Source organism: Ruegeria sp. YTSC106, assembly GCF_059609765.1.
Window position 1 is genome coordinate 250,555 of record NZ_JBXWMI010000007.1, and the last position, 11,763, is coordinate 262,317.

Genomic DNA, 11,763 nt, shown 5'->3' on the forward strand with positions numbered 1-11,763 from the left:
GTTGGACTGGTCCAACTGTTCAGGCGCTGCGTATACCGGTCAAGTCTGACGGGGGGTCAGGACGAAGGGTCGTTATGCCTGTGGTCAGGTACCGGATCATACCCGTCGCCGCCCCAGGGGTGGCAGCGGCAAATCCGGTGAGCGGCCAGATAGGAGCCTTTAACTGCCCCGTGTTTCTCCAGCGCCTCAAGCGCGTAGGCTGAACACGTGGGTTGGTAGCGACAGTTGAAACCGACCCATGGGCTGAAGAACAGCCGATACGCCCGAACAGGCAGGGCGACGATATGGGACAGGAAGGTCATTTTTCTGCCGCATGCACCTTGCGGAGCGCATAGCGCAGGTCGTCCAACAGTGCGTCATAGGGGCGGTTGGCGGTGACTTCGGCACGGCCGATCAACACGTAATCCCACCCGTCGCGGCCGGCCTCGGGCAGGACGGCCCGTGCGGCTTCGCGCAGACGGCGCTTGGCACGGTTGCGGGCCACGGCATTGCCCACTTTCTTTGAGCAGGTGAATCCTACGCGCATCCCGTTGCCCTCGCCGGGGGCACGCTTGCGGGCCTGCACCATCATCGAAGACGTACCTTGTCGACGAGCACGCGCGGCTTTCAGAAAGTCGGACCGTTTCTTGAGAACGGTCAGAGGTTCAGACACACAAACGGACGCCGCCGGGGGCGTATTCCCGGGGTGGTTCCTACCAACCTCAGGGGCCTCCGGCGGCGTCATGTTCATAACCTGATCGGTGAGCGGTTTACGCGCTCAGCGATTTGCGGCCGCGTGCGCGACGTGCGTTCAGGATCTTGCGGCCGGCCTTTGTGGCCATGCGCGCGCGGAAACCGTGGCGGCGTTTGCGAACCAGGTTCGAAGGCTGATAGGTGCGTTTCATCGCTCCGTCTCCAATCTATGCGGTCGGGTGCGGCGCGGATTCGCCTGCCCGTGGTGTTCGAAGCCCGTCCTCTACTGCCAAGCGGGGGGTAAGTCAAACCCCAACGGCCAGGTTTTCGCAGCTTTTGCAACAATTCTGTAACCGGCAACGGCAAAAGGTTTCAAAATACCCGATTATCACCGAAATCCCTCACATTCGATGCCATACAGATCAAGGCCCCGTGATCCCCCTGTTGCTGGCCCTCCAAGCAGCGCATCTTGGGCACAAGATGAAGAACAAAGAACCGGAAAACCTGATGTCCGACACAAGCCATGCACCGCGCAACGGTTTCGCGCGCCACATTCCGCTGCTTGTAATCCTTAGCGTTGCCGTTGTCGGCTTTTTCACACTTGGGGATTACCTGACCTTCGAGACCTTGCGGGACAATCGCGAGGCGCTTCTGGCGTGGCGGGACGGTCACTATTGGATCATGGCTGCCGCTTTTGTTGCCATTTATATCGCCATAGTGGCCTTTTCCCTGCCGGGTGCTGCGGTGGCTTCGATGACGGGCGGCTTTCTTTTCGGTCTTTTTGCGGGAACCGTTTTCAATGTTGTGTCTGCCACCATCGGCGCGTCGGCGATCTTTCTGGCGGCGCGCTGGGGCTTGGGCGAAGCCCTGACGTCGCGGCTGGAATCTTCAGAGGGGACAGTCAAGAGGCTGAAAGACGGTCTGCGGGAAAACGAAATCTCGGTCTTGTTTCTGCTGCGTCTGGTGCCGGTCGTGCCGTTCTTTGTTGCCAATCTCGTGCCGGCTTTGGTCGGTGTAAAGTTCCGTAACTTCCTTTTGACGACCGCGCTGGGCATCATCCCCGGAGGTATCGTGTACACGTGGATCGGAGTCGGTTTGGGTGGTGTGTTCGACCGCGGGGAAATGCCTGATGTTTCATTGCTGTGGGAGCCGTTCGTGATCGGGCCGATTATCGGGTTGTGTGTATTGGCCGCCTTGCCCATCGTTTTCAAAGCACTGCGCGCGAAAAGGGGCACCTGAGCCATGAAAGACCTGAAAACCGATCTCCTGGTCATTGGCGCCGGGTCCGGAGGATTGTCCGTCGCCGCTGGTGCAAGCCAGATGGGTGCGGACGTTATTCTGCTGGAAGGGCACAAGATGGGCGGTGATTGCCTGAATTTCGGCTGTGTCCCGTCGAAGGCCCTGATTGCAAGCGGCAAGGTGGCCTATGGTCAGGCGCATTCCATTCGTTTTGGCGTCGCTGATACAATCCCGCAGGTCGACTATGCCGCCGTAAAGGACCATGTCCATGATGTGATCGCTCAGATCGAACCGATGGACAGCCAGCAGCGGTTCGAAGGCTTTGGCGTGAAGGTCATTCGCGAATACGGCGCGTTCATATCCTCAGAAAAGGTGCAGGCCGGAGATCATGTCATCTCTGCGCGTCGCATCGTCATTGCGACCGGTTCGTCGCCGCTGGTGCCGCCGATTCCGGGGTTGGACACGGTGCCCTATTATACGAACGAAACCATCTTTGACTTGAGAGAGCGGCCAGATCATCTGCTGATCATCGGGGGCGGCCCGATCGGGATGGAGATGGCGCAGGCCCATATACGCCTCGGCAGCAAGGTGACGGTTGTCGAAGGGCTCACAGCCTTGGGCAAAGACGATCCCGAGGCTGCGTCCGTGGTGCTGGATACCCTGCGCAGTGAAGGAGTGGATATCCACGAAAACGCCTTGGTCGCGCAGGTCCGCGGAACAGAAGGTGCTGTGGAAGTCGTTACCGAAAACGGTGATATTCATCGTGGCTCACACCTTTTGATCGCTGCCGGACGCAAAGCCAATATTGAGCGTCTGAACTTGGACGTGGCCGGAATTGATCGCACGAGAACCGGCCTCAGGACGGATGACGCGCTGCGCACGACCAATCGCCGCGTCTATGCGATCGGAGATGTGGCAGGTGGCCTGCAATTCACCCATGTTGCCGGGTATCATGCAGGTGTCATCATTCGTTCGGCCCTGTTCGGTCTGCCGTCCAGGGCGAAAACGGCACATATCCCGTGGGCCACCTATACAGACCCGGAGTTGGCCCAGGTCGGACTGACCGAAGCTCAGGCGCGCAAAGCGCATGGTGAAAAACTCGAAATTGCTCGCTTTGACTATCACCACAATGACCGGGCGATTGCTGAGCGCAAAACCGAAGGTTTCATCAAAGTCATAGTGGTGAAAGGCCGACCCGTCGGCGTCACAATCGTCGGGCATCAGGCAGGCGAGTTGATCAACTTGTGGTCGTTGGCTTTGGCCAATAACCTGAAGATGGGACAGATCGCTGCTATGGTTTCACCTTATCCGACGATCGGAGAGCTTAACAAACGTGTGGCGGGTGCTTATTTCTCGCCAAGGCTGTTTGAGAATCAGACAGTTAAACGAGTGGTCAGGTTCGTCCAGCGCTGGATTCCCTGACCTGAGGAGGGGCGCAAATTGAACTCGCTGTCGGGCCGATTTCTGATCCTGACGACGGTCTTCGTCATGTTGGCCGAAGTCCTGATCTTTGTCCCGTCGATCGCCCGGTTTCGCGAGGATTTTCTGCTGAACAGGCTCGAACGCGCGCAGATCGCCTCGCTGGCTTTGCTAGCGGACGATATGCTGGCGGAAGATCTTGAGGCGGAACTGCTGGCAAACGCAGGCGTCTATAATGTCGTATTGCGACGGGATGAGGTTCGGCAACTGATGTTGTCGTCGCCTATTCCGGGCCCAATCGGCGACACGTTCGATTTGCGGGATGCAAGCCCCTGGGTTCTGATCCGGGATGCGATCAGCCGCTTCTTTGAGCCCGAAAACGAAGTCATCCGGGTCATCGGAGAACCCGTCAAGGGTGCAGGCCTTCTGATCGAAGTCACCACGGACAGCATGCCCTTGCGAACGGCGATGGTTGACTACGGGTTGCGTATTCTCGGCCTGTCTTTTGTCATTTCCATCATCACGGCGTTTTTTCTGTTTCTCGCTGTGCGCGTTGTACTTGTGCGCCCCATCAAAAGCGTTGTCGGCTACATGCAGCGCTATGCCAGTGCGCCAGAGGACGCGCGTGGCATAATCACACCGAATTCGAAGGTAACGGAGCTGCGCGAGGCCGAGGAAGCACTGAAGATGCTGCAAACTGACCTGACCCAGGCGCTTAAACAGCGAGAAAGGCTGGCGCAGCTGGGGGGGGCCGTAGCCAAAGTCAGCCATGACCTGCGCAATATCTTGACGTCGGCGCAGTTGTTTACGGACCGGATCGAGGCCAGCGATGATCCGCTGGTGCGGCGGATGGCACCAAAACTGGTGAATTCCATCACCCGGGCTGTGTCCCTTTGTGAAAGCACATTGGCGTTTGGCCGCGCGGAAGAGCCCGCGCCCACTCTGACAATGGTTCCGATACGCGCAATCGCGGCGGATGTCGCGGCAAGCGAACAGCTCGCCGTTGCCGATGCCTGCATCGAGATCGTGAACGAAGTGCCCGAAGCGCTTGTCGCCCGCGCGGACCCCGAACAATTGTACCGGGTCATCATGAACCTCGTGCGCAATGCAAGACAGGCCCTGGTTGCTTCCGGAAAACTTGGTCGGGTTACCATTGCCGGGTGTGAATACGACGACACGTGGTGCATCGAAATTCGCGACACGGGGCCGGGCCTTCCCCCCAAAGCACGCGAAAACCTGTTCACGCCTTTCCAGGGGGGGGTCCGAAAGGGCGGCTCTGGCCTGGGGCTGGCAATCTCTCAGGAGTTGGTGCGCGGGCACGGGGGTGATCTGGTCTTGAAAGAGACGGGCCCCGAGGGAACTGTCTTTGAAATCAGCCTTCCGCGTGGGGACATGACTTTTTGATTTTTTTTGAAGAATCGGCTTGCACGTCTCGGGCGGCAGGTCTAAACAGCGCCTCACCAACGCGGACCGATAGCTCAGCTGGATAGAGTACTTGACTACGAATCAAGGGGTCGGGGGTTCGAATCCTCCTCGGTCCGCCACTTGGTAATTTTCCCCAATTTTGATGGACCACACTAGAGTGTTAAAACCTTTGTGTTTTATGGCTGTAGTCTCAATAGCGTGTTTCATTGGATTTTATCCGATTACACCACTATACTTTCATTGAGTGGTATATTTTGTGGTATTTTCATGGCTGCGCTCAGCGGGAAGCTGACCAAGAAGCTGGTAGAGAATCTCGGCCCGGGTCGGCATGGCGACGGTTCTGGCTTGTACCTTGTTGTTGATCCATCAGGTGCACGGCGCTGGATTGTGCGCGTAACGGTCAAAGGGCAGAAGAACCGCAAGGGCGCACCGCTGAGAACGGATTTTGGTTTGGGCGGCGCAGATGTTGTCACTTTAAACCAGGCTCGAGAAAGGGCGCTCGAATATCGTCGGATGGCGAAAGCCGGGTTGAACCCGCGTTTCAATGCCCAGCGCGAAATCCCGACCTTCGAAGAACTCAGCCGTCAGGTCCACATCGACCGCCTGCCTACATGGAAGAATGCAAAGCACGGTCAGCAATGGCTCAACACCTTGCGCGACTATGCGTTCCCCAAGATTGGACGCATGCCTGTGGACAGCATTGATCAGCCCGAAGTGCTGATGTGCCTGTCCCCCATCTGGACTGAGAAACACGAAACCGCAAAGCGACTGTCACAGCGGATCAAGACGGTACTCGACGTGGCAAAGTCGAAGGGCTTCCGCTCGGGCGAGAACCCGGTGACTGCGATCCGCGAAGGTAAAGTGCTGCCCACCGTCAAAACCAAGGTCCAGCACCACGACGCGATGCCGTGGCAAGAGGTGCCCGTGTTCTATGCCGAGTTACAGGCCCGCTCAGCCATGGCTGCCAAGGCGTTGCAGTTCACCATCCTGACCGCCTGCCGAACCTCAGAGGTGCTGAAGATGAAATGGCCCGAGGTCGACGTCGATGCGCGCCTGTGGACCATACCATCAGAGCGCATGAAAGGCGGGCAGGTCCACCGCGTGCCCCTCGCTGACGAAATGTTGGCCATTCTGGAGCCGCTGCGTGCGCTGGCCTCTGACTATGTGTTCGAGGGTCAAAAGCGGCATCAGCCGTTGTCGAACATGTCCATGCTGATGCTGCTGCGCCGGATGCGGCAAGATGGCGTCACCGTGCATGGCTTCCGCAGTTCGTTCCGAGATTGGGCGGCGGAGTCTGCAAACGCGCCTCGAGAACTGGCAGAGGCGGCTTTGGCCCATCAGATTGGGTCCGATGTGGAGCGGGCTTACGCGCGGTCGGATTTGTTGGAAAGGCGGCGAAAGTTGATTGAAAAGTGGTGTGAAATTGTGGCGTGTTGAGCGGCGGGAGGAACCCAAAATTGACGGATAAAGAGCCGATTGATGGGTATTCCGAGATTCCAGATCTCGAAATGATCCACTGGGTGTCAGAAAAAGAGTCAATGAGAGGTAAGGCACTTGCAAGCGGTTATCGGCCAAAAGAGCAATACAAGACGTACGATGATCTTTACAAATCTTTAGAGGTACACGGGCCACTCGTAGTTACCAGCTCAGTGGTCGATGTAATTTTTGTTGCAATAGGAGGCGAATTTGACGGTCACGTTATGGCAATTCGCCAGTCGGGCCTAAACATACGTCGCTTTCTCATCCGCTCAGATACCTTCGAGGAAGAATTCGGTAGCTTCCAGCATTGCCTCGATCACATCAGGAGTAATAATGCAGTTGGTGTTGAAATCGAGTTGAAACACTTAAGCGACTTAGCCGAAAAGCTCGAGCTAGACCCTTTTGCGATAGATCCAGAGCGATCCTACGATAGATTAGAAATTGACGTAGTCGCAGCACTACAAATCAGGAATCTTGCTCAAAACATTATAGAGGATGATGAAAGGCTAGACTGGGTTTTCCGGCTCGGATTTTGTGTGGGTAGATTGTTTTCGAGTGCTCAAAACTTGGCGACCCTCGAGCCAGACGCGCGACGAGCTTATGAGTATGAGCAAAGCTATCGTGAGCGAGGCCTTAAGGGAAAATCAAAAGATAGAAAACAAATGCGCTTGGACCATCTTTTTGCCCATATCCAACAGTTGGTGGAGGTAAATCCCGCATTATCAAGGATGAAGCCAATTGACGTTGCCAAATTGGCGTTGGCTGATGCGTCGACGGAAAATCCCTCGCTTTGGTCGCAAGGAAAAGGGCAACTTGAAGCATACATTACCTCTTTCGCAAGCGAAGAAAGGTTTCGATCAAAGTATAGAGCACTATTCCCAAAAACCGGCTAGCAGGTTTCAAAAAAGCTTAGGGTTGGCTAGGTGATATACGCTATCTGTAAATGCGCCTAAGTGCTTGTTTTTCATTGCTGACAATTGATCTATTCTGCCCATAATTGGGAGCCATCGCAACTGATCCAAGAGGATTTCAACGATGGCAAACGTCTTCAATGACGACCGGGTCTATTTCCCAGAAGACCCTGAAATGCAATTGCTGGGAAACCGCGAGAAGTTGGCTCAATGGCGCCACCGCATGTGTGGTCCGGCCTTTATCCGCATCGGTCGGCGGATCGCCTATCACGGCGCTGATCTGAACGCCTGGCTTTCGGCCCGTCGCACCGATCCCAACAACGAGGCTGCGCAATGAAAAACCCCAACTCCAAGCGCGGAGACGGGGCTTTTCCAGTGACATCAACTGTCACCCTAGCAAGTCCAGTTGATGCCACAGGATGCCCCGCGCCAACAAGACAAAACGAGCGCCGGTACTACTGGTCGCCCCTGAGCCATTCGGTTGAACGGGTGATCGTGCGGAAAGGACGGATCGAGCATGGCTGATATGTCCTTTTCCAAATCGCGCAATCAAAGCTATGAAAGCGGGCTTGAAGAAGGCCCCGTTTCCCAGACCGATCATCGAGAAACCGCTGAGAACTACCAGGGCGAACTCTTTCGCTATGGTATCTACCGCGTCGCCGAGTGCCGGGACAGTATCCAATGGCTGTTTCAGCGTCAGAGACCTCAATTTCCCGCCGGGGGAGCGGCCTGGGACACGCTCGGGTACAGTGTGTCCAATTCCGGCCTAACCCGGCTCGTCCGGGCGCATATCGGGTGTCACATTCCCGAACTGGATGCTTTGCCCATGCACTTCGAGCGGAGGTGTCGCGATGAGTAGGAGGCGGCCACCCAATGGTAAAAGGTCGGATGAGGGCCAATACATCCCTCTGCCCTACGCGATGATCAAATCTCCGGCGTGGCGGGCATTGTCCGGACCTGCAGTGAAGCTCTGGCTGGAGCTTCACACCCGCTACAACGGCGGCAACAACGGCAAGGTGTTTTTGTCGATGAACGAAGCGGCAGAGATTCTTGGATTGGGCAAGGCCACGGTTCAGCGGGCTTTCGAGGATCTGCAGGACAAAGGCTTCCTTGTGCTGGAACAGGAAGGCAACTGGTATCACCGTCGCGCCCACGAATGGCGGTTCACGACCAAGGCGACGCAGAACCGGTCCGGCAAAAAAGCCGCCACAAATGACTGGCGGTCCTGGCACCCCAAAAAAACAAAACGCGGTTCTGAAATGGATCTGTCAGCATCTTCTGTGGTTCCGTTTGAGAACCCAAAGACCTCCCATGGTTCAAAATCAGAACCCGTCAGGCCGATTTCTCGACGGTCCATCGGTTCTGAAACGGAACACTAATAATAACCACTCCCTGTTACGCGAGGCGGACATGAGCAAGACACAGACAAACAGTCGCAACGAACTTCGGACAAAGAACTCCGAGCTTGCCGAAGCGGAGACCAACGCGGTTGCCGATCTGAGGGAAAGGAAGAGATCATACGTCCGGGCCCCGGACATCAAGTTGGATTTTGATGAAGACACACGACGGCTCACGGTTGGGCACAAAGGAAAAGATCCAACCGCTGCCTGTGCTTTGGCAATGCATGAGCTCGGCACCGTTGATTATCGGTTCCTCGAAGGGGTCATGGACCAAGTCGCGACTCTTGGGCAGCAGGACAGCTCTGTCTCCGAGACGGCATCGAACTTCGTAATGTCGGTTGTTGCTGGGGTTAAGCCGCAGGACGAGATCGAAGCCATGCTTGCGATCCAAATGGGCGCTGTCCATCAGGCCACGATGATGATGGCACGTCGCCTGAACCACGTAAAAACTCTCCCGCAGCAAGATTCGGCAGAACGAGCGCTCAATAAGCTGGCGCGGACCTTCACCAGCCAGGTTGATACCCTGAAGAGGTATCGCTCCAAAGCAGATCAAACCGTCCGGGTCGAACGCGTTGAAGTTAAAGAAGGCGGGCAGGCAATTGTTGGTAACGTTCAAAATGGGGGGCGGTCGGATGACAAAAAGTGACGACAACCTCATGGACCCAACGAAAAGGCTCAGAGATGCACCGAGGTGTATTGCCAGGGCGAAGTCTACCGGGAAGCGATGTCGTGCTCCGGCTGTTAAAGGCTGGAGTGTTTGTCGCATGCATGGGGCTAGAGGTGGGCACGCTGCTGGGCTAAGCCATCCTTCGTGGAAGCACGGAGGCAGATCTCAAGAGGCCGAGGAGGCACGCAAAAACATCAACGACCTGATCCGTGCAGACAGAGAACTGCAGAAGCTGATCGACTAGGATAAAGTTACATGAATTAACAACAGAGGCCTGTGTTTCTCAAATGCTGCAAAATCGAAAAAGGACGGCTTAATCAGTTTGATGATTTTTGGCTCAAATTAGCTCGAGATCTCGACCCGACATTCGAGACCACCGAGGGTACTGGAAGCGCCCAAAATCAGATGGGTGTCATAAGCTTTCAGCAAATCGACTGCTATTGTCAGCCCTAGGCCGCTGCCGGTGACCGACGTGTCCAAGCGACCGCCGGACCGAAGTGCATCGCGGCGGGCCTCCTCGGGAATCCCGGGGCCGTCGTCTTCGATACTGATTTCGATGCAATCAGGGTTGCGCTTGGCCGTCAAGCGTACACTTTTCCGGCACCACTTGACTGCGTTGTCCAGCAAGTTGCCCAGCACCTCTTCAATATCTTGTGCATCCATGCGTACCCAGAGACCGGGGTCACGCACGATCTGCAGAGATTTGCCTTCGCGATCCGCTATTGTTGCAAACAGCCGTTCCAGCCTGTCGATAGCGTTTGTCAAATCCGTTCTCGAATGGGTTAAGTCCGCGGTATGCAAGGCCCTCAATCTGGCGAGAGATCGGCTCAATTGAGCATCGATCCGGTCCAACGCCTCCCGCGCGGTGCCCGTTGCAACTCCTGCGCCGGAAAGTGTTTCCAGTTCGTTCCGCAAAATTGTGGCAGGAGTTTTCAAAGCGTGGGCTAGGTCTGCTGCCTGACGGCGAGATCCTGACACGATCTCACGATTCCGACGCAGAAGTTTGTTCAGGTCTTCAACCAGTGGAGCGACCTCTTCTGGATAATCAGCTGGTCTGAGATCTTCATCCTGATCCCAGCGATGCGCGACATCGGAACGCAATCTTCTCAAAGGCCCAAGTATGATAGTCATCAATAGAAGAGATCCGGCCACTCCTATTAGACCGACCAGGGCAAATACGGGCAAAAGGCTTTGCTGTGCGGCGCGGCGTTCGGCCGCAAGTTGAACCCGACTTTCGGCGACACTTACGCCCCAGACAGAGCCGTCTTCGTACGTGATTTTTTGAAAGGCACTGCGCAGAACCTCACCTTCAGGGCCATTCGTAGTCCACAGCGTTGGCGTATCTGGGTTGCCGGAAGGTTCGGCGATAACTTCGTCAAACAGTGACGCAGACGTAAAAATTTCTCCTTCATCGTTGCTAACTTGCCAGTATCTACCAGAGTATGGAGAACTGTAAGCCGGATCGAACATCAGATCCCTGAGTGAATCGGGGCTTTGGGTGGTTACGCTCAAACCCACTACAAGCTGTGTGTGGCGGTCCAACAAAGCAGTGTCGAAGCGATCTGATACGCGGTTGTTGATGTAAGAAAAGACGGCAAGTGTACCTAATCCAACAGACACGGCTCCGGATGCAAAGCCTCCTAACAATGCCCGTTGACGCAGTGACAACATCAGGCAGAGTCAATCATGTATCCGCGGCCCCGTACCGTTGTAATCAAGTCGGAGCCAAGTTTTTTGCGCAGACGGGTTATGAAGACTGCGATGGTATTGGAATCCCTGTCGCCGTCGTATTCATAGATATGTTCAGAAAGCTCGGTTCTTGAAATCATGCGCCCGGCATTGTGGGCCAGATAGGTAAACACAGCGATTTCCTGAGCCGTTAGATCGATCGGAACACCTTCAACCGTCACTCGCCCGTTGCGCGTGTCCAGGACGACATTACCCATCTCGATCACCGGGTTCAACTGGCCACTTTGCCGTCGCAAAATGGCGCGGACCCGGGCCGCCAGTTCTGGCATGTGGAACGGTTTGGTCATGTAGTCATCCGCACCGGCATCAAGCCCATCGACACGCTCACTCCAGCCATCACGGGCGGTGAGTATCAGAACCGGGGTTTTAATGCCTGAACCACGCCACTCGCGCAGCACCGAGATACCGTCCCGTTCCGGCAGGCCGATATCCAGAATGATCACGTCGTACGGTTCGGTCGCGCCCAGATGTAACGCGTCGAGACCGTTGTTTACCACATCCACTACGCGACCTTCGGCATTCAACAGCTTTTTGATCTGATCGCAGAGGTGCGGTTCATCTTCTGCAAGCAAAACTCTCATGCACCAGCACTATATGCGCGTGTCTCGAAGTTTAAACATCATCTTTTTCCGCCGCCTTTACCCCCGCCATTACCGCCGGAGTTTCCACCACCGTTGCCGCCGCTGTTTCCCCCGCCGTTACCGCCGGAGTTTCCACCACCGTTGCCGCCGGAGTTTCCACCACCGTTGCCGCCGCTGTTTCCCCCGCCGTTACCGCCGGAGTTTCCACCACCGTTGCCGCC

The 11,763-nt window shown here is 56.0% G+C and carries 15 protein-coding genes and 1 tRNA gene; 10 read left to right on the forward strand and 6 right to left on the reverse strand.

The window, feature by feature from the left end:
* Positions 1 to 56: 56 nt before the first annotated feature.
* From yidD to rpmH, 3 genes are read right to left on the reverse strand one after another with little or no spacing between them, the layout of a single operon-like run.
* Positions 57 to 302: a membrane protein insertion efficiency factor YidD gene (gene yidD / locus AC2FEB_RS12275; RefSeq protein WP_117870143.1), complete on the reverse strand. Its 246-nt coding sequence runs from the start codon at positions 300 to 302 to the stop codon at positions 57 to 59.
* Positions 299 to 724, reverse strand: a complete 426-nt coding sequence (rnpA, locus tag AC2FEB_RS12280) for a ribonuclease P protein component (protein ID WP_117872865.1) — start codon at positions 722 to 724, stop codon at positions 299 to 301. The genes yidD and rnpA overlap by 4 nt, the downstream gene beginning before the upstream one ends.
* A gap of 25 nt (positions 725 to 749) precedes the next feature.
* Positions 750 to 884 (reverse strand): 50S ribosomal protein L34, encoded by a 135-nt coding sequence (gene rpmH / locus AC2FEB_RS12285; protein WP_005980833.1) that lies wholly within the window; start codon positions 882 to 884, stop codon positions 750 to 752.
* Between the two features lie 295 nt (positions 885 to 1,179).
* Between rpmH and AC2FEB_RS12290 the strand changes: the two genes are divergently transcribed.
* The 10 genes from AC2FEB_RS12290 to AC2FEB_RS12335 all read left to right on the forward strand — a co-directional run bounded on the left by AC2FEB_RS12290 (position 1,180) and on the right by AC2FEB_RS12335 (position 9,191).
* Positions 1,180 to 1,911 carry a TVP38/TMEM64 family protein gene (locus AC2FEB_RS12290; protein ID WP_117872864.1) on the forward strand — a complete coding sequence of 244 codons (732 nt, stop codon included), beginning with the start codon at positions 1,180 to 1,182 and terminating at the stop codon, positions 1,909 to 1,911.
* A 3-nt stretch (positions 1,912 to 1,914) separates the two neighbouring features.
* Positions 1,915 to 3,333 carry a dihydrolipoyl dehydrogenase family protein gene (locus AC2FEB_RS12295; protein ID WP_117870141.1) on the forward strand — a complete coding sequence of 473 codons (1,419 nt, stop codon included), beginning with the start codon at positions 1,915 to 1,917 and terminating at the stop codon, positions 3,331 to 3,333.
* 18 nt (positions 3,334 to 3,351) lie between these two features.
* Positions 3,352 to 4,734 carry an ATP-binding protein gene (locus AC2FEB_RS12300; protein WP_496672149.1) on the forward strand — a complete coding sequence of 461 codons (1,383 nt, stop codon included), beginning with the start codon at positions 3,352 to 3,354 and terminating at the stop codon, positions 4,732 to 4,734.
* A gap of 63 nt (positions 4,735 to 4,797) precedes the next feature.
* Positions 4,798 to 4,874, forward strand: a tRNA-Arg gene (locus AC2FEB_RS12305).
* A 148-nt stretch (positions 4,875 to 5,022) separates the two neighbouring features.
* Positions 5,023 to 6,192, forward strand: coding sequence for a tyrosine-type recombinase/integrase (locus AC2FEB_RS12310; RefSeq protein ID WP_496884079.1), 1,170 nt, complete (start codon positions 5,023 to 5,025; stop codon positions 6,190 to 6,192).
* A 20-nt stretch (positions 6,193 to 6,212) separates the two neighbouring features.
* On the forward strand, positions 6,213 to 7,127 hold the full coding sequence (locus AC2FEB_RS12315) for a hypothetical protein (RefSeq protein ID WP_496884080.1): 915 nt from the start codon (positions 6,213 to 6,215) through the stop codon (positions 7,125 to 7,127).
* Between the two features lie 142 nt (positions 7,128 to 7,269).
* Positions 7,270 to 7,482, forward strand: coding sequence for a MerR family transcriptional regulator (locus AC2FEB_RS12320; protein ID WP_496677667.1), 213 nt, complete (start codon positions 7,270 to 7,272; stop codon positions 7,480 to 7,482).
* Between the two features lie 180 nt (positions 7,483 to 7,662).
* Positions 7,663 to 8,004: a hypothetical protein gene (locus AC2FEB_RS12325; protein ID WP_496677668.1), complete on the forward strand. Its 342-nt coding sequence runs from the start codon at positions 7,663 to 7,665 to the stop codon at positions 8,002 to 8,004.
* A complete protein-coding gene (locus AC2FEB_RS12330) occupies positions 7,997 to 8,524 on the forward strand; it encodes a helix-turn-helix domain-containing protein (protein WP_496677670.1) in 528 nt (175 codons plus the stop codon). Before AC2FEB_RS12325 ends, AC2FEB_RS12330 begins: the two co-directional genes overlap by 8 nt.
* A 163-nt stretch (positions 8,525 to 8,687) precedes the next feature.
* On the forward strand, positions 8,688 to 9,191 hold the full coding sequence (locus AC2FEB_RS12335) for a hypothetical protein (protein ID WP_496884081.1): 504 nt from the start codon (positions 8,688 to 8,690) through the stop codon (positions 9,189 to 9,191).
* Between the two features lie 363 nt (positions 9,192 to 9,554).
* On the opposite strand, the gene AC2FEB_RS12340 is transcribed toward AC2FEB_RS12335, so the two are convergent.
* From AC2FEB_RS12340 to AC2FEB_RS12350, 3 genes are all read right to left on the reverse strand, one after another.
* Positions 9,555 to 10,832, reverse strand: a complete 1,278-nt coding sequence (locus AC2FEB_RS12340; protein ID WP_496677672.1) for a sensor histidine kinase — start codon at positions 10,830 to 10,832, stop codon at positions 9,555 to 9,557.
* A 50-nt stretch (positions 10,833 to 10,882) separates the two neighbouring features.
* Positions 10,883 to 11,542: a response regulator transcription factor gene (locus tag AC2FEB_RS12345; protein ID WP_496677673.1), complete on the reverse strand. Its 660-nt coding sequence runs from the start codon at positions 11,540 to 11,542 to the stop codon at positions 10,883 to 10,885.
* A 31-nt stretch (positions 11,543 to 11,573) separates the two neighbouring features.
* The coding region (locus AC2FEB_RS12350) for a hypothetical protein (protein WP_496884082.1) at positions 11,574 to 11,763 on the reverse strand (190 nt) is incomplete at its 5' end.